This is a genomic window from Vibrio sp. 10N (genome assembly GCF_036245475.1).
In the GTDB taxonomy this organism is placed as follows: Bacteria; Pseudomonadota; Gammaproteobacteria; order Enterobacterales; family Vibrionaceae; genus Vibrio.
The window spans coordinates 99,205-122,113 of sequence record NZ_BTPM01000001.1 but is presented as its reverse complement, the minus strand read 5'-3'; the positions used below and the strand labels follow the sequence as shown (position 1 = coordinate 122,113).

26 protein-coding genes are annotated in these 22,909 nt (G+C 49.9%); 14 read left to right on the top strand and 12 right to left on the bottom strand.

What is annotated here, in order from left to right; translation table 11 throughout:
• The 6 genes from AAA946_RS00575 (at window position 1) to AAA946_RS00550 (ending at window position 4,550) form a co-directional block, all read left to right on the top strand.
• Window positions 1-1,050 carry a flagellar hook-length control protein FliK gene (locus AAA946_RS00575; RefSeq protein ID WP_338163231.1) on the top strand — a complete coding sequence of 350 codons (1,050 nt, stop codon included), beginning with the start codon at window positions 1-3 and terminating at the stop codon, window positions 1,048-1,050.
• 18 nt (window positions 1,051-1,068) lie between these two features.
• A complete protein-coding gene (locus tag AAA946_RS00570; protein ID WP_338163230.1) occupies window positions 1,069-1,545 on the top strand; it encodes a flagellar basal body-associated FliL family protein in 477 nt (158 codons plus the stop codon).
• 8 nt (window positions 1,546-1,553) lie between these two features.
• On the top strand, window positions 1,554-2,282 hold the full coding sequence (locus AAA946_RS00565; RefSeq protein ID WP_338163229.1) for a FliA/WhiG family RNA polymerase sigma factor: 729 nt from the start codon (window positions 1,554-1,556) through the stop codon (window positions 2,280-2,282).
• A 9-nt stretch (window positions 2,283-2,291) separates the two neighbouring features.
• The gene (gene motA, locus AAA946_RS00560) at window positions 2,292-3,149 is read left to right on the top strand and encodes a flagellar motor stator protein MotA (protein ID WP_112461415.1); all 858 of its coding nucleotides are present in this window, start codon (window positions 2,292-2,294) and stop codon (window positions 3,147-3,149) included.
• The gene (locus AAA946_RS00555) at window positions 3,149-4,156 is read left to right on the top strand and encodes a flagellar motor protein MotB (protein WP_338163228.1); all 1,008 of its coding nucleotides are present in this window, start codon (window positions 3,149-3,151) and stop codon (window positions 4,154-4,156) included. The genes motA and AAA946_RS00555 overlap by 1 nt, the downstream gene beginning before the upstream one ends.
• A 91-nt stretch (window positions 4,157-4,247) precedes the next feature.
• Window positions 4,248-4,550 (top strand): hypothetical protein, encoded by a 303-nt coding sequence (locus AAA946_RS00550; RefSeq protein WP_338163227.1) that lies wholly within the window; start codon window positions 4,248-4,250, stop codon window positions 4,548-4,550.
• Between the two features lie 585 nt (window positions 4,551-5,135).
• Here AAA946_RS00550 and AAA946_RS00545 read toward each other — a convergent pair.
• From AAA946_RS00545 to flgB, 12 genes are all read right to left on the bottom strand, one after another.
• Window positions 5,136-6,173, bottom strand: a complete 1,038-nt coding sequence (locus AAA946_RS00545) for a flagellin (protein ID WP_338163226.1) — start codon at window positions 6,171-6,173, stop codon at window positions 5,136-5,138.
• 44 nt (window positions 6,174-6,217) lie between these two features.
• Window positions 6,218-7,120, bottom strand: coding sequence for a flagellar hook-associated protein FlgL (gene flgL / locus AAA946_RS00540; RefSeq protein WP_338163225.1), 903 nt, complete (start codon window positions 7,118-7,120; stop codon window positions 6,218-6,220).
• Window positions 7,121-7,129: 9 nt separating this feature from the next.
• On the bottom strand, window positions 7,130-8,503 hold the full coding sequence (flgK, locus tag AAA946_RS00535) for a flagellar hook-associated protein FlgK (protein ID WP_338163224.1): 1,374 nt from the start codon (window positions 8,501-8,503) through the stop codon (window positions 7,130-7,132).
• Window positions 8,504-8,508: 5 nt separating this feature from the next.
• Window positions 8,509-9,063, bottom strand: a complete 555-nt coding sequence (locus tag AAA946_RS00530; protein ID WP_338163223.1) for a rod-binding protein — start codon at window positions 9,061-9,063, stop codon at window positions 8,509-8,511.
• 10 nt (window positions 9,064-9,073) lie between these two features.
• A complete protein-coding gene (locus AAA946_RS00525) occupies window positions 9,074-10,138 on the bottom strand; it encodes a flagellar basal body P-ring protein FlgI (RefSeq protein ID WP_338165738.1) in 1,065 nt (354 codons plus the stop codon).
• Window positions 10,139-10,194: 56 nt separating this feature from the next.
• Window positions 10,195-10,884, bottom strand: coding sequence for a flagellar basal body L-ring protein FlgH (flgH, locus tag AAA946_RS00520; RefSeq protein ID WP_338163222.1), 690 nt, complete (start codon window positions 10,882-10,884; stop codon window positions 10,195-10,197).
• Window positions 10,885-10,945: 61 nt separating this feature from the next.
• Complete coding sequence (flgG, locus tag AAA946_RS00515) at window positions 10,946-11,731, bottom strand: flagellar basal-body rod protein FlgG (RefSeq protein WP_338163221.1); 786 nt, start codon at window positions 11,729-11,731, stop codon at window positions 10,946-10,948.
• 24 nt (window positions 11,732-11,755) lie between these two features.
• Complete coding sequence (locus tag AAA946_RS00510) at window positions 11,756-12,487, bottom strand: flagellar basal body rod protein FlgF (protein ID WP_042477831.1); 732 nt, start codon at window positions 12,485-12,487, stop codon at window positions 11,756-11,758.
• A 9-nt stretch (window positions 12,488-12,496) separates the two neighbouring features.
• A complete protein-coding gene (gene flgE / locus AAA946_RS00505) occupies window positions 12,497-13,744 on the bottom strand; it encodes a flagellar hook protein FlgE (protein ID WP_338163220.1) in 1,248 nt (415 codons plus the stop codon).
• A 43-nt stretch (window positions 13,745-13,787) separates the two neighbouring features.
• Window positions 13,788-14,465 (bottom strand): flagellar hook assembly protein FlgD, encoded by a 678-nt coding sequence (gene flgD, locus AAA946_RS00500; protein ID WP_338163219.1) that lies wholly within the window; start codon window positions 14,463-14,465, stop codon window positions 13,788-13,790.
• Entirely contained in the window at window positions 14,465-14,899 is a 435-nt protein-coding gene (gene flgC, locus AAA946_RS00495; protein ID WP_112461423.1) for a flagellar basal body rod protein FlgC, read from the bottom strand. Before flgC ends, flgD begins: the two co-directional genes overlap by 1 nt.
• Window positions 14,900-14,901: 2 nt before the next feature.
• Window positions 14,902-15,264 (bottom strand): flagellar basal body rod protein FlgB, encoded by a 363-nt coding sequence (gene flgB, locus AAA946_RS00490; RefSeq protein WP_042502033.1) that lies wholly within the window; start codon window positions 15,262-15,264, stop codon window positions 14,902-14,904.
• A gap of 132 nt (window positions 15,265-15,396) precedes the next feature.
• Here flgB and flgA point away from each other — a divergent pair, with 132 nt between their 5' ends.
• From flgA to AAA946_RS00450, 8 genes are all read left to right on the top strand, one after another.
• Complete coding sequence (gene flgA, locus AAA946_RS00485) at window positions 15,397-16,119, top strand: flagellar basal body P-ring formation chaperone FlgA (RefSeq protein WP_338163218.1); 723 nt, start codon at window positions 15,397-15,399, stop codon at window positions 16,117-16,119.
• Window positions 16,120-16,278: 159 nt separating this feature from the next.
• On the top strand, window positions 16,279-16,563 hold the full coding sequence (gene flgM, locus AAA946_RS00480; protein ID WP_042502029.1) for a flagellar biosynthesis anti-sigma factor FlgM: 285 nt from the start codon (window positions 16,279-16,281) through the stop codon (window positions 16,561-16,563).
• A gap of 31 nt (window positions 16,564-16,594) precedes the next feature.
• Window positions 16,595-17,038 carry a flagellar protein FlgN gene (locus tag AAA946_RS00475; protein WP_338163217.1) on the top strand — a complete coding sequence of 148 codons (444 nt, stop codon included), beginning with the start codon at window positions 16,595-16,597 and terminating at the stop codon, window positions 17,036-17,038.
• Window positions 17,022-17,738, top strand: a complete 717-nt coding sequence (locus AAA946_RS00470; RefSeq protein WP_338163216.1) for a lytic transglycosylase domain-containing protein — start codon at window positions 17,022-17,024, stop codon at window positions 17,736-17,738. The genes AAA946_RS00475 and AAA946_RS00470 overlap by 17 nt, the downstream gene beginning before the upstream one ends.
• A gap of 104 nt (window positions 17,739-17,842) precedes the next feature.
• Window positions 17,843-18,736 (top strand): DMT family transporter, encoded by an 894-nt coding sequence (locus AAA946_RS00465; protein WP_338163215.1) that lies wholly within the window; start codon window positions 17,843-17,845, stop codon window positions 18,734-18,736.
• Between the two features lie 304 nt (window positions 18,737-19,040).
• Window positions 19,041-20,312 carry an NRAMP family divalent metal transporter gene (locus AAA946_RS00460; protein WP_338163214.1) on the top strand — a complete coding sequence of 424 codons (1,272 nt, stop codon included), beginning with the start codon at window positions 19,041-19,043 and terminating at the stop codon, window positions 20,310-20,312.
• A gap of 264 nt (window positions 20,313-20,576) precedes the next feature.
• The gene (locus tag AAA946_RS00455; protein ID WP_338163213.1) at window positions 20,577-21,914 is read left to right on the top strand and encodes a PTS sugar transporter subunit IIC; all 1,338 of its coding nucleotides are present in this window, start codon (window positions 20,577-20,579) and stop codon (window positions 21,912-21,914) included.
• 63 nt (window positions 21,915-21,977) lie between these two features.
• Entirely contained in the window at window positions 21,978-22,868 is an 891-nt protein-coding gene (locus AAA946_RS00450; protein WP_338163212.1) for a DUF7916 family protein, read from the top strand.
• Window positions 22,869-22,909: the final 41 nt, after the last annotated feature.

The following is a 22,909-nucleotide window of genomic DNA, read 5'->3' as shown; positions in this document are numbered from 1 at the left end:
ATGCTAGTGACTAATCACATTGGCAGCGCGTCTGCCACAAAACAGGGACAAGTTGGTGGGCAAGCTTCTGTTAGCCAAGCACTAGACAGTAAGGATAGTGGTCTGCCTATTGTTCGCGGCTTTGGCTCGCTGCTCTCGCCTAAATCAACCTCGGACAAAGAGGCCACACCCGCATCTTTATTGGGTGAGGCTTTAGCAGAAAATGTTCTCACCGATGATGCGCTATTAACGCAGTATGTCACCCCACCAGCGCAGTCGTTCGGCTCTGCTGGAGCAAGTAATATTGCGTTAGATGGCGGAGAACTCTCAAAGTTCACTAGCCCTATGTTGGCGCAACTTACCGGTTCACTGCGCAGCGCAGGTGAAGTCAATCCTCACCTTGCCAATAACGCGACTCAGAACACAGCAAAAGAAGCCGCTCTGCAGGCAGGCTTGTTACAGACATCGGCAACTCAAACCGAGCTCGGCGGGAAATCACTGGCCACCGATATCGCCAGTCTGCTCAGTGCTAATCAAACACAAAACGGCGCAGCTGCTTTGCCTACTGGCTCACAAGCGGGAGCGCCTTCTGTTAACCCAACGACCACAGTAAACACAGCCACTGCAACGACGGAATGGGCGCCGGTTCGCATCGACCCGCAAGCAGGAAAGTGGGGCGAACAGATGCTACAAGTACTCAATGATCGAGTCACGCTGCAAGCGCAGCAAAATCTTCAAGAAGCACGGATCAGATTGGATCCGCCCGATCTTGGCAAACTGGATCTTATGGTGCGTGTCGAAGGCGACAAACTCAGCGTTCAGCTCAATGCCAACGTTGCCGCCACACGAGAAGCCTTGGTTCAAGTGTCAGAACGCCTGCGCGCCGAGCTACAAAACCAAAGTTTGATGCACGTTGATGTGCAAATTGGTGGCGGCGACAAACAAGAGTCCAACGGCCAACCAAACCGCGAGCAAGGCTCAACCATTTTTGCCAATGAGCGCCATGAGTCTGGCAGCAATAACGCCACGGCCTTCTCCACGGATGAACACTGGCTTAGTACCCAAGTGTGATCGCTTTAGGAATACAGCATGAATAAAAAACAGTTTCTTTCACTCTTTGCCACTTGCGTTGTGACCAGTGCTCTCGTCTCTGGTGGCACGGTTGCGGGGGCAATGTGGTACCTCAACTCATCTACAACGGTCAGTGATGGTCAGTTTTCATTTTTAGAGTCTCAGCCTGACGCAAGCACTGAGCCGAAGTTTCACGCTCTCGACAATGTGATTGTTAGCGTGCGCGGCAAAAAGCAAACCCACTTTGTGATGCTAGAGCTGGCGCTGGAAACGCGTCATATCGAACGCTTTGAGTTTGCCAACGACTACATGCCAAAGGTCAGACACGCGATGCTCAATCTGTTCAGCCAAAAACGTTATGAAGATCTGCATGGCGCAGACGCCTTAGAGCAGCTTCAGCGGGAGGTGAAAGCCTCGGTGATGACGGCCTACGCCGATACCCACTTAAACCGAGATATTGACGATGTTCTGCTGACGAAATTTGTTATTCAGTAGGAGCGACTATGCTGGATATGAATCACTCAGACAGCTACGGCGTCGCCGAAGATGTCACATCAAGCGCTACGCGCATCGATGAGAATCGCCTGCTTAGCCAACATCAAATATTGGTCAAGCGGGTGGTTAATCAGTTGCGCAACCATGCCACAACCCATTGCAGCATCGAAGACATGCAGCAAATCGGCCTGATTGGCCTACTTGAGGCTGGTCGCCGCTATGGCAACATCGATGACCCTAACTTTCCGGCGTTTGCCGTATGCCGCATTCGCGGCTCTATTTTGGATGAGCTGCGCCGACTTGACTGGCGTTCACGCAAAACTCGTCAAGAGGCCCATGAGCTCAATGATGTGACGCGTGATTTAACCAAGCGCCTGCGCCGCACGCCCACCGAACAAGAGATCATCAAAGCCCTCGGCACCACACAGCAGGATTATCATACCCGGCTTAATGCGACCATGGCCGCAGAAATGCAAAGCCTAGATCAGTTGATTGAAAGCGGCCTTGAGGGTGCTGTCGAGTCTGGTTGCGATGGCATGAACCACGAACATATCCGCCGCAGTCTTGAGAAGGCACTTAGCCAACTCCCCAAACGCGAACAGCTACTGCTGACGCTGTTCTACCAACACGATTTGAACTTACACGAGATTGCTCTGGTGCTAGAGCTGACCCCACCACGGATTTGTCAGCTGCACAAGCAAGCACTCAAGCAACTCAACCAATTACTGTCTTCTTAGGAGTCCACTATGCAAAAGTTTACTGGCGCAATCATCATTTTGATGTGTGTCTTCGGCGGTTACGTCTGGGCCGGGGGCAGTCTGATGGCCATTTGGCAGCCGGCGGAAATGCTGATCATCATCGGTGCCACCATCGGTTCCCTTATTATAGGTAACCCACCTCAAGTGCTTAAAGAGATGCGCAGTCAGCTGCGAGGCATCATCTCCCCTCCTAAAGATGAGCGCGAGTTCTACATGGAACTGATGGCGCTGCTACAAGTCTTGCTAGAAACCGTGCGCAGTGGTGGCTTTAAGGCGCTGGATAAGCACATCGAAAACCCAGAGCAGAGCGATATTTTTGCGCGTTATCCGCGTGTAAGTCGTGATTATCGCTTAGTTTCTTTCATTACCGACAATTTACGTTTAATGGCAATGGGACAAATGTCGCCTCATGAGTTAGAGGGACTACTAGAGCAAGAGATTGAAGCGATTGAGGCTGACTATATGCAGCCTGCTCGCTCCATGCAGCGCACCGCAGAAGCCATGCCTGGCTTTGGTATTTTAGCGGCCGTAGGCGGCATCATCATCACCATGTCCGCTATTGATGGTTCGATTGCCATGATTGGCTATCACGTTGCCGCTGCTCTAGTAGGCACATTTATCGGTATTTTCGGCTGTTACTGCTGCCTAGACCCAGCAAGTAACGCCATGGCACAACGCGTTAAACGCAATATGTCCGCTTTCGATTGTACTCGCGCCACCTTAGTGGCCTACGTCGCGAAGAAGCCGACACTATTGGCGATTGACGCTGGCCGCAAGCACATTCAGCTAGACATTAAACCGACCTTTAACCAAATGGAGGTGTGGCTCGCTGAACAGGAGGGATAATGCAAAAACATGAGCAAGTAGTCTTCAAACGCGCCAGTCGCAGTCATCATCATGTGTCTCATGGCGGTGCATGGAAGGTAGCGTTTGCTGACTTTATGATTGCCTTGATGGCGTTATTCCTCGTCCTTTGGGTCATGCAGGTGGTCGACAAAGAAGAGCGCAAAGCGATTGTCGCCCATTTGCAAATGGCCAGTGTCTTTGACCAAGGCAGCGGCAACTTGTTCGACACTGCAAAAAGCATTTCTCCCATCGACCTGACCACGGACTCATCTGTGGTCAGTCGCCACGATTCTGTGCACTCAGTGAGCTCGTTTTTCCAAGGCGATCGTGAAGGACCGGAATCGGATTCACTTATCGACGGTACCTTCGACACCCAAGAGCGCCTAGCCGCTCTCGCTGAAGTCATCAATGACATGGTGCGCCAAATCAACGCTCAAGGAAATGTCGATGTTACCGTTACCCCTCAAGGGCTGCGCATCGTGCTGCAAGATGACTACAAACAGAACATGTTTGGTCGCGGTGGCTCAACCTTAACACCGTTCTTTGAAGACTTGCTGCTGGCTTTAGCACCTGTCTTTGAGCGGGTAGAAAACCCGATGATCATCAGTGGTCATACCGATGCGACTCAGTATCGTAAAACCTTCTCCAGCAAATCTAACTGGGAACTTTCTTCATCTCGTGCCAATGTCGCCAGACAAACTCTCGCTGCAGGCGGTATGCCGGAGCAGCGTGTATTGCAAGTTACCGGTATGTCCGATCGCGCTTTACTGAATCACAGCGACCCTTCGTCGAGCGAAAACCGCCGCATCGAACTGTTTATCCTCACCACACCTGCGGCTGAGGTCATCAATACCTTGTTTGGTCAATCGCCCAACAATGAATCGAAAAATGAGCTAGAGAAGGCGCGCGACAAGGCCAAATTCAATCAGCCAGTGTTTCGAACCGATACCATTCGATTTGACTCGGACAGCGCTTCAAACGCCACCACCAAGGTGCAAGCACTGTAACTTGCACCTTTGTTAGGGTGTCCTATATTTTGATAGTACACCCTTGTTCTCGTTACCCTTTTTGTTGAGTACCTAGTCAGTAGGGCATGTTATGCGACAATCTATCCCGCACATATCGCCAAAACCAAACCGAACGCCAGACGGACTACAAAAGGCGTTCTTATGGCTAATCATCATCGATTACGCCCTACTCGCTCTGTTTCTAAGCCAGCTCACCACCCTCTCTTTAAAGAGCGGCACGTTAATCAGCCTATTACTGGTGGTGTACAACAGCTTACTCACCTTTATGTGCTTTAGACGCACCGATCGACAAGACGCCTATATCATCTATCCGACAATATCGGCTACTTTGTTGGCGTTTGTGTGTTTTTTGTATTTTTTCTTTTTGGTTTGAAGGCGCAATGCAAGAACACGCTCACTCGAACACCGTCATCCAAGACACTACCATTCAAAATACTGTCATGCACAACACCGTCATTCTCGTGAAAACGAGAATCTTCTGAAGCGTGTACCTCGGGTAATTGGAGGACAATAAGTGAGTCACGTGTTGTGGGAGATCCTCACTTCCGTGAGGATGACGCAGAGGGCGTCAACTAAAGTACGTCACTCGAACACCTTCATCCAAGACACTACCATTCACAATATTGTCATGAACAACACCGTCATTCTCGTGAAAACGAGAATCTTCTAAAGCATGTAACTTGGGTTATTGGGACACAATAGGTGAATCACACGCGGTAGGAGATCCTCACTTTCGTGAGGATGACGCAGAGGGCGTCAACTAAAGTACGTCACTCGAACACCTTCATTCAAGACACTACCATTCAAAATATTGTCATGAATAACACCGTCATTCTCGTGAAAACGAGAATCTTCTAAAGCATGTAACTTGGGTTATTGGGACATAATAGGTGAATCACGCGCGGTAGGAGATCCTCACTTGCGTGAGGATGACGAGTGCTGTTTGGATTTAGCTAAATTATTTCAGCAACGCCACAACCGTATGGCGCCTAACATTCGCTTGCGCATTGAGCGCCTGAAATGTCGTCGTGAAATCTTGTGAAAGTTGGCTAAAGCCAGAGAGTGTTTCGTTGACTTGCTGCTCGGAAGGGAGCTTGGATTGGTTCTGAATACGCGTCATTTGCGTATCGAGTTGGGATTGGAATTGCCTTGCTTCGCTTAGGCTGGTTTGTGCCTGTTTTAGGTGTTGGTTCACCTTGGCGATGGATTGTTTGATGCCATCGCGAGAGCCTAGGTCAAATTTAAGTTCCGCCATGCCATCTGGCTCAGCTTGAATCGAGAAGGTGTTGGCTTGTCCTGCTGGGAAGCGATGGCCTTCGCCAGTGACTCGAACTTGCTGCTGCATCGCAGCGTAGGCTGACTCGTGCACTTCAAATACAATGCTGCCATCGTTGGCGAGTGACGCGCGCATACCCATAGGAATCACACTGCGGTCGAGCTGTTTAACCGTGCGCTGGCCGTCGGACTGACCATCAAATTGCAGCATCACCGAACCGCCGCTCGGAAAATCCAAACGAACTTGCTCTGCACGCTCGCTCATGCGGTGCACATTAAGACCAGGAATCGAAAAACGTCGCACATCTGCCGTATCGAGCTTTAGATGCAGTTCATTATCGACCACACGTTTACCATCAAAACGCGCCTGATTTAGGGTTGCTTCAATCACTTGTTTTGAGCGCGACAGTTTCTCGGTCATTTGTGGGGTAGAGCCGTGCGATAGCGCTTGAGTAAGCTGCTTTTTCACTTGTGTCAGCTCTTTACCCACGCCTTGCAGCGCTTTCGTGGCAATTTGCACCGATGTGGCGTGTTGCTGCCCTTGTGTCAGCAACACACCAGATAACGAATAAGCGGAAGAGATTTCCGCTTGTGGCTTGAGAAGGTGTTTGGAGAGCGAAGTTGTCGTGGTATCAGAGGCTTGCGAGGGAGCAATACTCGTTGTTCCCTGCCCTGTGAGCTTAATACTATGCGGTCTAACTTCAACCGTACTTACTGCCATATCACCGTTCCTTGAGCCTTACTGCCGAGTGGCAAAAACGACCGCTAAATGCGGTCGAATAGAGATAAATCATTAATTTTCATATAGCTGGCTTGCGTTGCTTGCAGCGCTGCCATGTAATTGCTGAGCCGCACCGACGCTTCGCCGTAATCGAGCGCAGAGACATCGCTGGTCACCTTGTCGACAAACAGCTTGTTCTCACTGTGTGCACCATCCATCAAATCTAAATTGTTGTGGCGGCCACCCATTTCCGTCATCGCACCGAGCACATTGCCCAAGGTATTATCAATGGCATCCAGGCTAGCACCAACTTCGGTTTGAAAATTTGGACTCGGGTTCTTAAATTCCACGATCAATCGGTCGATTTGATTCAATACATTATCGCCGCCACCTAAGTCTAAGATGTCTTGCGCCGTGGTATTGGACTCCATGGTTACGCCTTTAGCGACGGTCACAACACGCTTATCGCTATTGCCATCCAACGAATATACACCGCCTCCCGCATCTGAAATCGCTGGGGTATCGGTTTTAGTCCCGGAGAAAAGGTAATGACCCTCTTCATCTTGAGAGTTGAATGATGACTGAACCGAGTCGCGCAAGCTCTCTAACTCAGAAATCATGCCTAAACGGTCTTCATCGGTAAGCGTACCGTTCGCCCCCCAAAGCACCAGCTCACGCATACTTTTTAGACTCTCATTGACCGAGTCTAGGTGAACTTCTTGGCTCGATAGTGTGGTTTTGACGTTGGCGATGTTACGTTGATACTGATTAATTGCCGCCCCTTCTCTATCAAGGTTAAGCAACTGAATCGATGCCATCGGATCGTCTGACAGCTTAGTGAGCCGATCGCCCGTTGCCATTTGCTGCATCACTTTGCCCAAACCTGCATTATTGATTTGCAGGCTTTGCAGCATCATTTGGCTAAATTGAGTATCACTGATCCTCATAGTCTCTCCTTAAAATAGCTGCAATACCGAATCAAACAGTTGATTCGCTGTACTGATCACTTTCATATTGGCATTGTGTGCATTGGCAAACGTCATAAGATTCGCCGCCTCTTCGTCGCTGTTGACCGCACTGACATTATCGCGCGCAGCGATCGCTTGCTCAGACATCGCCTGCTTGGCCTGATAATCAGACTCAGCCTGTCTGGCTTTAATGGCGGTATCACCCACCATAGCGGTAAACGCATCATTGAGCGTTACTGACCCATAACCACTGATAGTCACAGGCTTATTGCTGATATCAATCAGGTCCTTGAGATTGTCGCTGTTGCCTGGGTTACCATCACTAGAAAAGGCCAGCTCATCGGCCTTAATGGCCGTGATATCCAAACTCGCCGCAGGATTTGCTGGGTCATAGGTAAACAGTGGTGTGCCCGGGTTACCATTGAGGTCGATACCAGTAGCTAATACCGCGTTAAACTCATCGGCCACACTACGTGCCATATCATCAATCGCTTGTTGATTTGGCTTCAACACATCCACTTGATAGTCGTGCAGCGCACCTATCTTGCCGCCGATGCCACCTTTTGCAGAGAAAGTTTGATTACCAAATTCAATGTGTAAGTCCGCAAGGTAGGGGTCACTTGGATCAGGAATCGCTTTGATCACACTGGCATCAGAGCCCATCACCAGAGGTTGCCCTGACGCTAAAGAAATTTGTACGCTGCCATCCGGTTGATCGGTGGTTTTCACCGCCATCACAGTAGACAGCTCACCAATCAAAGCATCACGCGTATCCATCAACTGTGAAGTGTTGCCGCCGGTGCCTTGCATTTCAACGATCTGTTTATTCACTTGCGCGATATTGGCCATCACGCTATTCGCGTGGGAGATGGCGGCATTACGCTGGTCGTGTACATCTTTATGTTGATTATGCAGCGATTCGGTGAGCGTATTGAAGCGTCGAGCAAGGGCTTCCGATTCATTAATCACTTGTTGGCGCAGTGGCGTTGACTCTGGTTTCGTGGTCGCATCGTTGAGCGAGGCAAACAGGCTATCAAGCCCAGATGACAAACTAAAACCATCGGCACCCAGCATGTTTTCTAACTGGCTCATGGCCGACATATAACCAGACGCGTAATTGGCTTCACTGGCGGTTGACCAAGTTTGTTTGACTAAAAACTGATCGGTCACGCGGCGAATACTGGTGACTTCCACCCCCATGCCAGGTGACGTGTAATCGAATTTCCCCCCAGCTACCGATGCCGTAAGAGCTTGTTGGCGGCTGTATCCTGGGGTGTTCACGTTGGCCACGTTTTGCGCGGTGACATTTAACGCCACTCGATTGGCGTTCATCCCGGTCAGGGCGATATTAATAAGACTCATGACGATTAACGCTCCGTGATTTTCATAAGAGGCTGAGAAAAGGCCATGGTCATGGCTGCCTCACTAGGCGACTGATGATTAAAGGCGGCAGCGTCATTCGCTTCATTAACCGTTGAAACGCCATTTGTGACAGACGCCGTATGAGTTTGTGATTTGGCTTCCAAATCGTTCGCCGCTGATAAGGTTTGCACGCGCGCGGCATCAAACTGCACTTCGCGATTCGACTGATTAGGTTGTGCCGGACCGAGCTGTTTCACCAACATGTCAGCGATCCCAGAGTTCTGCTTCTTGGCCAGTTCAATCGACAGCTGTCCGTCGTGCATATCACGGAATACACCGTGCTGCTGCGAGGCAAATGGACTGTCTTCATCAGCCAATGCGTCGCTACTGCTGCGCATTTGTCTGAGCACCATTTGCAAGAACATCGCTTCAAACTGCCCTGCGACTTCTTTTAATGCCTCTGGGCTGTCGTTACTGTGTTTGATGTTAGTCAGCGCCGCATTGTCATGATAAAGCATGCTGTTGACGCGAGTCGTATCGTTCATGGCATCGATTTTCATGGTGCGCCTCCTATATCACAACCAGCTCAGCATTGAGCGCGCCCGCTTCGTGCAGCGCTTGCAGAATTGACATCAAGTCTGTCGGTGTCGCACCTAAGCTGTTCACCGCGTTGACGATGGTATTCAGCTCAGTGCCTTCCGGCCAAATCACCATTTGTGCCTGATCTTCATTGATATCGATTTTCGTTTGGTCTACCACTACGGTATCACCATCGGCAAAAGCATTAGGCTGACTGACGCGCTGCGACTCGCTGATCGCGACCGTCAAATTGCCGTGACTGACCGCAGCCTCGGTGACTTTGACATTTTTTCCCACCACTACAGTGCCGGTACGCGAGTTGAACACAATGCGCGCTGGCTTGCGGCCTTCGACCACGCTCATCTCTTCTAGCATCGACATCATAGTCACGCGCTGCTGAGTATCTTTCGGTGCGCGCATATCAACACGCACCTTGTTGACCGCAATCGCCACATCGGGACCAAAAGTGCTGTTGATTTCACGAGCGATGTTCTTGGCGGTTGTAAAACTTGCTTTGCGCAGGTTTAACGTGATTTGCGGACGAGTATTAAAGTCGGATGGAATTTCGCGCTCCAGCGTTGCGCCATTTGGCACGCGGCCAGCGGTTGGGGTATTCACGGCAATCTTAGAGCCGCTGCGACCTTCCGCAGACACACCGCCAACAACCACATTACCTTGAGCCACGGCGTACACTTCACCATCGACACCGCGCAGTGGCGTTAACAATAACGTGCCGCCACGCAGACTTTTCGCATCACCAATCGACGAGACCACAATGTCCAGCATTTGGCCGGGACCGGCCATCGGGTCGACCGACGCCGTCACACTGACCGAGGCAACGTTACGCAGTTTTGGGTTGGCATCGTCGCCGATCTGTACCCCAAATTGACGCAACATGTTGGTAATCGATTGAGCGGTAAATTTCACTTGGTTACGGTCACCTTGACCATCGAGGCCAACTACCAAACCATAACCGACAAGTTGGTTGCTACGCACACCCTGTACGTCAACCAAATCCATAATTGGAATTTCCACTTCCGCCTGTGCTGCTGGCATAACACCAAGGGCAACCACAGCCGTAAGGGCGTTAAAAAAATGACGAAGTTTCAACATTAGAATGGCATCCATGGGCTAGTGAAGAATTGCGTTAGCCAACCCGCTGAGTTGCTATCTGCTAAAGCGCCACGCCCTGAGTAAGTAATGCGGGCATCACCGATACGGTGAGAAAAGACTTGGTTATAACGGTCAACATCGTCAACGCGGACGATACCGGTGACGCGGATAAACTCATCCCCTTGATTGAGGCGGATCCACTTTTCACCGCTGACTTTGAGTACGCCGTTTGGCATCACTTCATGAACCGTGACCGTAATAGCACCTTCCAGCCTGTTACCTTGAGAGCTCGCTGCACTGCCATCAAACGCACGACTGCCACTGATGCCAACGGCCGTCTCATTGATAGTGGTTCCCCCTAAGTTGGACGCCCCGAAATCCACATTCGATGACTTACCAAACTTGGTATCGGCTTTTTTGCTCGATTGGGTTTCTTCCACCAGCAAAATGGTCAGCACGTCGCCGACACGATAGGCTCGGCGATCTTGAAATAACGTGAGGTTGTATTGATGACGGTACAAACTGCCATTGGTTGCCTCTGGCAGCGCGTAGTTTAGCTCTGGCGGCGCGTACTTCTGCTCATCTGGCTCGGGCGGCACAAACTCAGGTCTGGCTGCACATCCAGCGAGCAGCAGCACCGTCAGTGCCACTATGCCTTTTTCTATTAGGCGTCGCGAAAACCATTTCATATTACTACTTCCTTTCACGTTATCTCCCGCTTACTCAACTCGCTCGGTTATCGAAAACCCGTTACACCGCTTGCGCGACAAACTTAAGCATGTCATCGGCTGCCGACACGACTTTGGCGTTCATTTCATAAGCGCGCTGTGTGGTGATCATGTCGACCATCTCTTCCACAACTTGCACGTTAGAGCCTTCCAGTGCGCCCTGCTTGATGCTACCTGCACCTTCTTCTCCGGCGATCAGCTCTTGTGCCTGACCACTCGCTTCAGTCTCTTTAAACAAGTTGCCACCAACCGCTTCAAGGCCGGCTGGGTTAATGAACTTGGCTAGGGTAATTTGACCCAGTTCCTGTGGCGCAGGGCCGTCGGCGGTCGTTGCCGTCACCGTGCCATCGACACCGACTGAGACCGTGAGCGCGTTGTCTGGGATTTGCACTTGCGGCTCAAGCGGCAGACCTTGGCTGTTGACCATTAGACCCTCTGAATTGACATGAAACTGGCCGTTACGGGTGTACATGATTTGGCCATCAGAGTTTTCGATTTGGAAAAAACCCTGTCCCATGACAGCCAAATCCAGCTCTTGTCCTGTGTTTTGTGAGCTGCCCTGTGTGAACACTTTTTGCGTACCCACCACGCGAACACCACTACCCAACTGAACACCCGTTGGCAGCTCGTTCACTTGGTCTACCTGCGCACCTGGTTGGCGCTGAATGCTGTAGAACAGGTCTTCAAATACGACTCGGTCGCGCTTAAAACCAACGGTGTTGACGTTAGCAAGGTTGTTGGAAATCGCCGTCATTTTCGTGTCTTGGGCGGCCATCCCTGTTTTACTGACCCACAATGCTGAATGCATGGTTTACTCCTGTTGGCGAGCCTTCTAGCTCGCACTCATTAATTTGTTTCCAGACTGCGCTAAGGTTTCCGCCGTTTTCATCATGCGGATCTGCATCTCGAAGTTACGAGTAAGCGACATGACGCTCAGCAGCTCATCAATGGCTGAAACGTTACTGCTTTCGATATGCTCAGGCGCTAGATTGACCGTCGCATCCGCCGCAAACGGCTGACCATCAAGGCTGTGCAGTAGGCTGTCGCTCTCTTTTTGCAGCTGAGTGATATCCGGCTTCACCAGTTTTAGTGTGCCGACTTCCACTTCTGCGCCGCCACCCGGAGGGATCACCGACACACGGCCGCGTTCACTGATTTCCACTTTTTGAAATTCAGGCAGCACCATAGGGCCGTTATCACCAACAACCGCAAAGCCGTTGATGGTCATGGCGCCCAAATCGTCCACTTTGATGTTACCGGCGCGGGTGTAGGCTTCGTTACCTGCTGGGGTTTGAACACTGATGTAGCCTTCGCCCATGATGGCAATGTCGAGCGGACGACCAGTTTTCACCACATCGCCAGAATCAAATCGCGTCGCCGCAGAGTTGGTGACCACCATGGTGCGGCCATCAAAGCCTGAGCCCTGCAATGGAACGCTATTCACGCGCTCCATATCCGCACGAAAGCCCGCGGTATCAGCATTCGATAAGTTGTTAGAACGAACATGCTGCGCTTTAAGGACGCGACTTGCGCCCGTGGTCGCAGTAAATAGCAAGCTATCCATGGCCTACCTCTATACCGCGTTAAACAGCGCTTGAGTCAATTTGTCAGACGTAGAAATCGTCTTCGCGTTCGCTTGGTAGTTGCGCTGCGCCGTCATCAGGTTCACAAGCTCTGAAGTCAAATCAACGTTTGAACCTTCCAGTGCGCCCGGAGTCAGATCGCCCAACACGCCAGTACCCGGTGTCCCCACCACAGGAGCACCCGAGCTAAAGCTTTGTGTCCAAGCAGTACCATTGGTTTTTGCCAAGCCTTGTGGGTTCGCAAAGTTTGCCAGCACCACCTGACCTTGCAACTGCGACTGACCGTTAGTGTAAGTTGCGAATACCATGCCGTTGTTCTCAACACGCACACCCGCAAGCTCACCTGAGGTGTAACCATTTGGGCTGTTGGTGCTCACGCCAAATGCCGCACCAAACTGGGTGCTGCCCGCTAGGCTGATGTCGATGCTCATGTCACTCGCACCCGCCGCAGGGAAAGAGACATTATACGTACCCGTTGGAGAGGCCAGTTTGCCGTCGGTATCAAAGGTGACTGGAACGGTTTGCACTGGCGATGCACTGCCATCAACTTGCACACTCACTTGCCAAGTATTGTCTGCTGTTTTGGTGAAATACTGAGTAACGGTGTGCGGGTTGCCTTGCGAGTCATACACCTTTGAAGTGTAAGATGAGTTAAATGAGTCAGGGTTCGCAGGATCAAACGCAACCGCAGTAGAGTCGTAATCGGCATGGTTTGGGTCGAGTTTATTGTCGCCTGCTGCCACTAGGTTAACGGCACTGGCGCTGGCATCGAAGTTGGCCACAAAATCAAGAGCATTGGTCGCTTTGGCCGCAAGCGATGAGGTGCTGATCTTGATGTCGCCGACAGAGCCTTCAAGCAGGTTGTTATTGCTATCGACACTGTAGCCTTGCAGCTTAGCGCCTGTATTGCCGACTACGTAGTTGTCTTTATCCGTGCCAAACACACCAGAGCGGGTGTAAAGGGTTTGCCCCATACCATCTTTAGTGACAAAAAAGCCGTTACCGTTGATGGCTAAGTCCATCGCACGACCCGTGCCGGATACCGAACCATTCTTATCGAAGTTTTGCGAGATGGACGCCACTTCCACACCACCTGCCTGCATGCCGTTGTACACAGCAGAAAACTCGGTACGTGCCTGCTTAAAACCGTACGTTGATGCGTTAGCAATGTTATGACTGATGGTGTTTAGCTGAGTATTAGTAGCATCCAAGCCACTTAAAGCGATATTAAAACTCATAATGTCCTCTTAATTCTGATAATTATTGGTTTTACACTCGGCGCTAAGCACCAAACTGACTGATTTGATAGAAAGGCACATTACCTACGCCCGCGATATTGACCATCGCTGCGCCGCCTGTGCTTGGAATACGAACTTGCTGCACTTCGCCCGCGAGCAACAAATTAGGCTGCGCTTGGCCGTCTTGTACCTCTACCGAGATAGAGTACTTGCCCGGTTTTAGACCAAGCTCTTCTGGGTCGATGGTGAAGTCCACATCACCAGCAGGATGTGCGCCGAGCGGCACTTTGGTTTTCTGACCGAACTCATCTTCCACCACCACGTTGACTTGGCTCGATGAGTGCGCGAGCTCAATGCGACCTTTTTGCGCGCCATCCGCTAGCTCAACTTCGTTGCTGCTGACATACACGGTTTGCCCCACTAGGCTCGCTGTCGATAACACCTGCATGTTGTCGAGAAGCACCATGCTGTTTTGCATCAGCGTCGACATGTTCTCGGTACTTTGCACCTGAGAGAACTGCGCCAGCTGGCTAACATATTCGGTGCCATCAAGTGGGTTGAGCGGATCTTGGTTTTGAATTTGCGCCACCATTAAGGTGATAAATTCGTTTTCCAGTGAGCTGGCGCTATTGGCGTCTTGCGGATTCGCAGACACGTTGGCGTTAGTTTGCTGAGCGACCGGAGAATCCGTATCCAGCGCAGTGAACTGTGCAATACTCATTAGCTGCCCTGCCCTAGACGAAGTAACCCTTGCTGCATGCTTTTCACATTCGACAGCACTTCCACATTGGTTTCGAAGCTGCGTGAAGCTGACATCATGTCTGCCATCTCCGCCACCACATCGACACCTGGGTAATACACATACCCCTCTTCATTGGCGAGTGGGTTATTCGGTTCAAAACGCTGCTCGGCCTTAGCGCCACTTTTCACCACATCGACAATGCGGACTTCCGCATTGGGATATACCCCTTGCTCACTGGCCAGTTGAGTTTGGCTGTATACCGTGGCAAATACCGGCTTGAGTGGCTTGTAGGCATCATCTGGGTTAGCAGATACGGCATCGGCGTTGGCAAGGTTACTGGCGACGGTGTTAAGTCGCACCGTTTGCGCCGTCATGGCTGAACCCGCGATAGAATAAATATCGGTAAATGACATGATTAACGTCCCTCAATCGCTTTCGCTAGCCCGCTAAACTTCATGTTCATGAAGGTCAGGCTAGTTTGAAAATCCATGTTGTTCTGAGTGAATTTGGCCTGCTCAACGCCCAGCTCCACCGTGTTACCATCTTTGCTGTTCTGGTAAGGCACGGAGTATTGAGTGGCAATGTCCAATTTTGGTGTGGTGCTATGTACACCATTGGCGCTGGCTTGCTTCATCACGGTGGTAAAGCTCAGGTCCTTTGCTAGGTACCCAGGCGTATCGACATTTGCTAAGTTACTGGCTAGCACTTTGGTTCTCTGAACTCGAAAATTCAGTGCTTCGGGATGCACGCCTAACGCACTGTCAAAACTGATTGCCATCTCTTTGTCCTTAAATGGGCGGTCGTCCCTAACTAACAACAAGATGCGTGCCAATTTTTTATTTCAATAAAAACAATGAATTACACAAAACAAAGGAAGAGGAACTTCCGATTTACGGAAGCGAGGTATGACATGGGGAAATGGGTCATTGGGCTATTATTGGGGGCAATATCACTGTCTGCTTTTGCGGTAGGCCAGGCAAAAATGACGCGTCTAGATATCGAGCATGAAGTTCGTCATGCACTCAATTTGGAGATAGAACAGCTTGCCGAGGGTCATCGCTGGGGTCAGCATGACGCCAAACTGGTGATATTGGTTCCAGAGTCTGCAAAACATCTCAACCAGTGTCTATCACCGCTCATCATCAGTAGCCGTGATCATCAAGCACTGCCAGTGGGCAACTTAAAACGCAGCGTTAGCTGTGAGGATGGCATCAACGATTGGCGTATCAACGCCAGCATCAAGGCTACCTTATCTTTGCCCGTCGCGGTCGCGGTCACCACGCTCAATCGTCATACCGTGATCGATGCCAAATCGGTTCGACTGGAAACACGCACCTTAACGCGCGCAACGGCCTTTGTGACCGACCTGTCGACATTGCGCGGTAAACAGGTCACGCGACGGATGCGTGCCGGACAAATCATTGATGCTAAGTTTGTCAGTAACCCACCTTTGGTCGAAAAAGGCAATGAAGTAGTGATCGTCGCCGCCAAAGGCGGTTTTAATGCCAGTACTAAGGGCATCGCCTTACAAACGGGTGGAGAAGGTGAACAAATTAAAGTGCAAAATAGCCAGTCGAAGAAAGTGATTCGTGCCGTCGTCACTGGCTTGAACCAAGTTCACACTCAATTTTAATTTTCTGACTCAAGGTAACAGTTTTCACTCAGCACGCTCGAAATCGATGCGGAGATTAAGATAGAAAAAAAGGGCAACAATTTAGGTGGGCAGATTTAATACTGTCGCTCGCTTTGTCGCCCTATACTGTTATCGACATCTTGATAGGACAGCAACACCATGAAAATCGACAAAGTGGCTGGCGGACATGTTCCACAAACCAACTTCAACCAGTCTAAAACTCAAACCGCAGAAACGCCGCAGCGTAAAACCGTGTCTGAAGCCGCATTCAATGCCAACACAGCCGCACTAGACAAGGCACAAGCCGAACTCGCTGCTATGCCAAATGTGGATATGGCCAAAGTCGAAGCAGTGCGTAATGCGCTGGCGAATGGTGAATTGGGTCTGGATGTTAAAGCCCTGTCGCAAGCGGTGATGCGTTTTCATACTGGTCACGAATCCTAAGCAAGCGACCCAATGAGTGGAGTAACCAACCATGGCCGCATCGAAAACTGAACTAGTACAAACCTTTGTGATGAGCATTTCTGAAGACATTAAGCTATACCAGAAATTGCTCGCACTGCTGCAACATCAAAAAGCCTTGTACCTCAAGTTTGATGGGGAGTCCCTCAGTCAGAATATCCAAAACCAATTACCGGTATTGAGTAAACTTGGCCGCAATGCCAGTGAGCGTAGTCAAACGCTGAAGCAATTAAGGCTGCCTTGCTCTCAAATCGGTGTCGACCGCTTAATCAAAGCACTGCCAGCGAAACTCTCTGACAATGTCAGCAAACAATGGCACATCCTTGAGTCCTTGATTGAACAATGCCAAAAGTACAATCAAAACAATGGACAAAGCTCTGCCGCTTTCCAAGAGTTGCTGGGTGAGCTCACCGGCCAGAAGCAGCACAGCTATGAGGAACATGCTCACGCGGTCTGACCGCCATCAACGCATACCTCACTGGCTCGCCGTGCTAGTGATCGGCCTGCTGTGCGTTGGGCACAGTGTTTGTTACGCCAAGCCGACGCAGGCCGACGTCGCACCACATATCGCCAAACTCAAACCTTACCAAGCGCATATCACCAAAAAGTTTGAAGAGTTCAGCCCGTTAGTGAACGAGATCTTCAAACAGCTCAACAAACAGTCCCTACCGGAAAGCTTAGTGTTAGTGCCTATGTTGGAGTCTTCCTATAACCCCAAAGCGGTGTCACCAGCAAAAGCCGCAGGACTTTGGCAACTGATGCCTGCTACCGCGAAACGCTTTGGGTTAACCGTAGACCAAAACCTCGACCAGCGATTTGACATTGAGCCTAGCACACACGCCGCGATGCAATATCTGTCGTTTCTGCATCGAAAGTTTGAGGGGGACATTAACCTTACTTTGGCCGCGTATAATGCAGGGGAAGGGCGAGTCCAGCGTGCGATCAACAAAGCGGGCAGTCGCGAGTTTTCCAAACTGACGTTGCCCAATGAAACCGTTCATTATGTGCGGCGCTTTTATGCGCTGATGAGTCTGGTGGACATCGCATCACTCAAACGCAATCATGTTGAAACCTTATGGCTGTTTGCCAGTGATACCTCATGGCAACAAGCGCCACTGATTGACCTGACCCCGCTCCCACCGCTGATCTCGCTCTAGTCTTGTGTGACCCGCCATCATAAACTGGTATTTATCGGTTTTCAGAACGCCATTCACTGGTAAGATGCAGTCATTGTTCACTCCACCTTCACACTAACTTCTCAATGCAAAACGAACGCAAAGCCCTGTTGTTTGGGTTGTCTGCTGTCCTGCTGTGGTCCACGGTCGCAACAGCATTTAAACTCACATTGGCTGAATTTACGCCCGCGCAAATGGTCGCCGCCGCATCCGTTGCCTCAACCATCGCTCTACTAGTGGTATGTGCGATAAAAGGGACGCTCTCCCAACTGCGAACCACATTCTTCTCTAATCCTTGGTATTACTTATTACTTGGGCTAATCAACCCATTCGCCTACTACCTCATTCTGTTTAAGGCCTATGATTTACTGCCCGCCTCACAAGCCCAGCCCATCAACTACAGCTGGGCCATTACACTAACCTTAATGGCCGCCGTGTTCCTGAAACAAAAAATCCGCCCGCAAGATTGGTTTGCCTGTGCGTTGGGATATTTAGGTGTCGTGGTGATCGCCACTAAAGGGGATGTGCTGGGGCTACAATTTGACAGTCCAGCAGGCGTGGCACTGGCGCTGCTTTCCACCTTACTGTGGGCCGGCTATTGGATCCTGAACACCAAAAACACCGCTGATCCGGTTGTCGGTGTACTGCTCGGCTTTTTGGTGGCGTTGCCGTTTGCTTTCGGTGTCGCGATATATGAGGGTGCTACTTGGTCTAACATCACCCTAAAAGGCTGGCTGGCGGTAAGCTACGTCGGTCTATTTGAAATGGGGATCACCTTTGTGCTCTGGCTGAGCGCACTAAAACTGACGCAAAATACCGCCCGTATCAGCAACCTAATTTTCGCCTCGCCGTTTATCTCATTAATGTTACTCGCCACCATAATCGGCGAAGAGATCCATCCTTCTACTTTGATTGGCCTGGTGCTCATTGTCATTGGATTGGTTGTACAGCAAATAAAGAGAAAGCCACAACCGCAATAACCCAACCTTAACAATCACTTCTTATCGTCGCGAGATGGCATGCTCGCGACATTTTTCCTACTCTTTTTTGCCCCGCTATAACGATGATGCGTTATTTACTCCTGCATTGTCAGCATGAAAATCCACCTCCCCAACCAAAACCAGTAGCACCGACCATAGAAGGTATTATTTCCCGTCAACTCGCATTGCATCCTGCTGAAATTCCTGTAGAAATGGAAGGGTTTGGAAATAATTTTTTATCGTTTCGTAAAGTATTTTTTACAGCGATTGTGTTACGGATAATAATCATAAAAGGACTCATGTCATGGATACTTCTATCCCTTCAGAGCCAGCATCACGCCCAGGCTTATCTCACTTAGTACGTTCTCTTGGTCCAGGCATTATGATGGCAGCGGCCGCCGTTGGTGGTTCTCACCTTGTCGCTTCTACTAAAGCAGGTGCCATCTATGGCTGGCAACTGGCAGCACTGATCTTGCTCGTTAATCTGTTTAAATACCCATTTTTTAGAGCTGGGGTTCAGTACACCGTCGGTACAGGTAATAGTCTGATTCAAGGCTATGAAGGATTAGGCCGTGGATACCTCTGGGTATTTACGCTACTGACGGTCATTTCCGCGGTGGTCAATACGGCAGCACTACTCTTGTTTAGCGCCAGTTTGCTCGGTTACTTCTTACCCTTCGAATTGTCCTCACTTGCCCTTTGCGGTGTTGTGCTGGTGACCTGTATTGGGATTTTATTCGCCGGTCACTACAAAGCGCTCGACGGACTGTCCAAAGCGATTATGGCCACATTGACAGTGGCAACCGTAACGGCAGTGATTATCGCAGCGTCTAACGGCAGCGTCGCACCCGCTGATTATCAAGCCCCATCTCCATGGACCATTGCCGCCATCGGCTTTATCGTGGTGACCATGGGCTGGATGCCAGCACCTATCGAGATCTCCAGCATCACATCCATGTGGCTTAAGAGTCAGTGTAAAAAGCAAACCGTCACCGCACAGTCGGCACTGTTTGACTTTAATGTTGGCTACATCGGTACGGCACTATTGGCGCTGGTCTTCGTTGCCTTAGGGGCTTTGGTTATCCATGGCTCTGGAACTGAACTGTCCGCATCAGGGGTTGGATTTTCACATCAATTAGTGGGCATGTACGCATCAACCATTGGTGAATGGTCACGCTACCTGATTGCTGTGATTGCTTTCTTCTGTATCTTTGGCAGCACCATTACCGTTATTGATGGCTATTCGCGCGCGATTGCCGAGTCACAGCGACTATTGCAAAACCAATCAGAAGAGAATCCAAAGAGCTATCAAGCTTGGGTTATCCTGGTCTCTGTTGCGGCTATATCGATTATTGCTTTCTTCGCTAAAGCACTGATGCCAATGCTCAACTTTGCGATGATCATGGCGTTTGTCACCACTCCAGTGTTTGCGCTTCTCAACTACATTTTGGTATCCAAAACCGACCTGCCAAAAGCGCTGCAAATGGGCAGTAAACTCAAGGCGCTATCCATTATCGGTCTTATTTACCTATTTGGTTTCCTTGCCGTCTTTATTTGGTGGAAATGGTTGATGTAGTCACCGTTAATACTAAAGTCACTGATTCACTATCTAAAGCACAAAACGAATCACTCTGTTTTGTGCTTCTCTTTATTATTCCACCCACCATTTTTCCGGTTAATTTTGCGAGCCACTTAAAATATTCAATTGGTTGAATATTTGTAATAGTGAAGTGACACGCAGCCCGTCCTGAGTAATGTTTAACCACTTTGCTAGTGAGAATATTATTTATTCAAAATAATGAAGATATAAACCTCCCCCTACTCAGACTAAGGAAAGCACATGTCTAGCATGAACAACCTTATGGGACTCATTGAAAGAACCGTTGGTCCCTTAGCAGCAAAAATTTCCGGACAGAGACACATTAATGCCATTAAAGACGGCTTTGTTGCCACCATGCCATTTTTGATCGCTGGCTCACTACTACTGGTACTTGCCTTCCCCCCTTCTACTGGTAACTGGTTTTTAGATGGTTGGACAGCAATTGTCGAATTTATAGGTCGAGACAACATTCTGGCACCATTCCAGATCAGTATGGGCATATTCGCCCTCTACGCTGCCTTTGGCATTGCTTACAACCTTGCTGAATCTTACAAACTTCCTCCGGTGAACGTTGGGCTGCTCTCTATGTTCACGTTTTTACTCGCCGTATCACCGGTGCAATTTCTCGATGAGGTGGGAGGCATTATGCCTATCGCCTACTTAGGCGGTTCAGGCGCGTTTACCGCTATTTTATGTGGTTTGCTCGTACCAGAGTTACAACGCTTACTAATCAAATACAATGTGCACATTAAACTGCCAGAGGCCGTGCCACCGAAAATTTCTGCCTCGTTTGATGTACTGATCACCGTACTCATCTTGGCAACCATTGTCATGGTGTTTAACGGTGTACTAGGAGGCTTTGAGCTCAACATTCCATCAGCAATCATGTCGCTGTTCCAACCTCTAGTACTCGCGTCTGATTCATTCTTTGCATGTTTGATCGCGGTCATCATGATTCAGTTACTGTGGTTTGCAGGTATTCATGGCTCGCAAGTGGTAGTGACCGGGATCTTATATCCAATCCTGATTGTTAACCTGGGTCTGAACCAAGAAGCGCTTGCGGCGGGTGAGGCATTACCAAAGATTTTTGTTAACCCTGTTCTCGACTTCTTCATTTTTGTTGGTGGTGCTGGTGGTACTTGGGGATTTGTTGTGCTGATGATGCGCTCTCGTTCAAGTCATTTGAAAACCATTGGCAAAATGTCGATTGTTCCTGGCACCTTTAATATCAATGAACCAGTGATTTTCGGTACACCAATTGTCATGAACCCGACCTACTTCATTCCTTGGTTGCTGTCACCCATCGTCAATACCTGCATCGTATGGATGGCATTCAAAACCGAACTGGTCAGTAAAATCATCGCTCTGCCACCATGGACAATGCCAGCGCCAATTGGTGCGGTTATCGCCACAAACTCCACCATTGCAGCAGCTGTCGTCATGGTTTGTGTCGTCGTGAGCGTCATTATCTATTACCCATTCTTTAAGATGCATGAACGCCAGTTACTGGTTGAAGAAGGCTTTGTGGATGCAGAAAGTTCGACTAAAGAATCTAACTTAAAGCCTAAGAAAGCTTAATTAACTCAGTCATTACAGAGCCTTATGCCAATCCCGCTAAGGCTCTACACAACGAGGTTTACCATGAAGAAACGCGTATTTGATCTCACTCGAGAAGATATTCTGACCGCCTCTCGCCAAGATATTTTAGCGGCTATCCAACTGGCTGAAGGTCGCACCATTATGGCGGAATGTGTCACTACCATGCAGCCCACTATAGATCTGGTATCGAACCCTGAGATTGCTGCGGCATTTGGTGCAGACATGATCACGCTCAACTGCCTTGATGTGTTCGATGCCAAAGTCGAAGTGTTAGGTGGAGAGGCTCACGGCACAGCAACAAGCTTAGACATCAACACCGTAAAAGCTTTTACCGGTCGATTAGTTGGATGCAATCTCGAGCCAGTTCCGGCTGATGTTACTCACATCCCTGCCGGTCGCGCAGTATCTGAGGCTTCCGTTACTCAAGCCATTGAGCTTGGTATGGACTACATCATGTTAACAGGTAACCCCGGCATGAAAGTCTCCCAAGAAACGATCTTAGATGCGATTGCTTTAGTTCGTAGATTATCGGAAGACATCATCATCATAGCGGGAAAAATGCACGGCGGTGGTGTTGGCAATGACTACAGCTTGTCGTTTGTTCAACAGTTCGCAGAAGCGGGAGCAGACATCATGATGTTCCCTGCCCCTTATACCACTCCAGGTATCACAACAAATATGGCTTGCGAAATAATGAGTGAGGTTCATAAACAAAACATGCTCGGATTGCTAGCCATTGGTACCTCACAAGAAGGTGGTACGGAAAGCTACATTGAGAAAGTGGCTATGGAGGCGAAAGCCGCTGGTGCAGACATCATCCACATTGGGGATGGCGGATATAGCGGCTTAGCAGTACCTGAGAATATTCTTCGTCTCGGGTTAACCGTTCGTGGCAGACGCCATCAGTTCAAGCGAATGGCCAACCGTCGTTAGCCCATAGAAAACGCACCCTAAGTCAGAGTTCATCAAGAGTA

What these genes read in the sequence shown, in the direction of transcription:
- flgC (WP_112461423.1), bottom strand. Translation starts at nt 14,899, where the DNA reads ATGTCATTTACCGATATTTATTCTATCGCGGGTTCAGCCATGACGGCG.
- AAA946_RS00510 (WP_042477831.1), bottom strand. Translation starts at nt 12,487, where the DNA reads ATGGATAGCTTGCTATTTACTGCGACCACGGGCGCAAGTCGCGTCCTT.
- AAA946_RS00575 (WP_338163231.1), top strand. Translation starts at nt 1, where the DNA reads ATGCTAGTGACTAATCACATTGGCAGCGCGTCTGCCACAAAACAGGGA.
- flgA (WP_338163218.1), top strand. Translation starts at nt 15,397, where the DNA reads ATGGGGAAATGGGTCATTGGGCTATTATTGGGGGCAATATCACTGTCT.
- AAA946_RS00555 (WP_338163228.1), top strand. Translation starts at nt 3,149, where the DNA reads ATGCAAAAACATGAGCAAGTAGTCTTCAAACGCGCCAGTCGCAGTCAT.
- AAA946_RS00565 (WP_338163229.1), top strand. Translation starts at nt 1,554, where the DNA reads ATGCTGGATATGAATCACTCAGACAGCTACGGCGTCGCCGAAGATGTC.
- AAA946_RS00450 (WP_338163212.1), top strand. Translation starts at nt 21,978, where the DNA reads ATGAAGAAACGCGTATTTGATCTCACTCGAGAAGATATTCTGACCGCC.
- flgG (WP_338163221.1), bottom strand. Translation starts at nt 11,731, where the DNA reads ATGCATTCAGCATTGTGGGTCAGTAAAACAGGGATGGCCGCCCAAGAC.
- AAA946_RS00460 (WP_338163214.1), top strand. Translation starts at nt 19,041, where the DNA reads ATGGATACTTCTATCCCTTCAGAGCCAGCATCACGCCCAGGCTTATCT.
- motA (WP_112461415.1), top strand. Translation starts at nt 2,292, where the DNA reads ATGCAAAAGTTTACTGGCGCAATCATCATTTTGATGTGTGTCTTCGGC.
- flgE (WP_338163220.1), bottom strand. Translation starts at nt 13,744, where the DNA reads ATGAGTTTTAATATCGCTTTAAGTGGCTTGGATGCTACTAATACTCAG.
- AAA946_RS00550 (WP_338163227.1), top strand. Translation starts at nt 4,248, where the DNA reads ATGCGACAATCTATCCCGCACATATCGCCAAAACCAAACCGAACGCCA.
- AAA946_RS00525 (WP_338165738.1), bottom strand. Translation starts at nt 10,138, where the DNA reads ATGCCAGCAGCACAGGCGGAAGTGGAAATTCCAATTATGGATTTGGTT.
- flgD (WP_338163219.1), bottom strand. Translation starts at nt 14,465, where the DNA reads ATGAGTATTGCACAGTTCACTGCGCTGGATACGGATTCTCCGGTCGCT.
- AAA946_RS00465 (WP_338163215.1), top strand. Translation starts at nt 17,843, where the DNA reads ATGCAAAACGAACGCAAAGCCCTGTTGTTTGGGTTGTCTGCTGTCCTG.
- AAA946_RS00570 (WP_338163230.1), top strand. Translation starts at nt 1,069, where the DNA reads ATGAATAAAAAACAGTTTCTTTCACTCTTTGCCACTTGCGTTGTGACC.
- flgK (WP_338163224.1), bottom strand. Translation starts at nt 8,503, where the DNA reads ATGAGTCTTATTAATATCGCCCTGACCGGGATGAACGCCAATCGAGTG.
- AAA946_RS00455 (WP_338163213.1), top strand. Translation starts at nt 20,577, where the DNA reads ATGTCTAGCATGAACAACCTTATGGGACTCATTGAAAGAACCGTTGGT.
- AAA946_RS00545 (WP_338163226.1), bottom strand. Translation starts at nt 6,173, where the DNA reads ATGGCAGTAAGTACGGTTGAAGTTAGACCGCATAGTATTAAGCTCACA.
- flgM (WP_042502029.1), top strand. Translation starts at nt 16,279, where the DNA reads ATGAAAATCGACAAAGTGGCTGGCGGACATGTTCCACAAACCAACTTC.
- flgH (WP_338163222.1), bottom strand. Translation starts at nt 10,884, where the DNA reads ATGAAATGGTTTTCGCGACGCCTAATAGAAAAAGGCATAGTGGCACTG.
- flgL (WP_338163225.1), bottom strand. Translation starts at nt 7,120, where the DNA reads ATGAGGATCAGTGATACTCAATTTAGCCAAATGATGCTGCAAAGCCTG.
- AAA946_RS00475 (WP_338163217.1), top strand. Translation starts at nt 16,595, where the DNA reads ATGGCCGCATCGAAAACTGAACTAGTACAAACCTTTGTGATGAGCATT.
- AAA946_RS00470 (WP_338163216.1), top strand. Translation starts at nt 17,022, where the DNA reads ATGCTCACGCGGTCTGACCGCCATCAACGCATACCTCACTGGCTCGCC.
- AAA946_RS00530 (WP_338163223.1), bottom strand. Translation starts at nt 9,063, where the DNA reads ATGAAAATCGATGCCATGAACGATACGACTCGCGTCAACAGCATGCTT.
- flgB (WP_042502033.1), bottom strand. Translation starts at nt 15,264, where the DNA reads ATGGCAATCAGTTTTGACAGTGCGTTAGGCGTGCATCCCGAAGCACTG.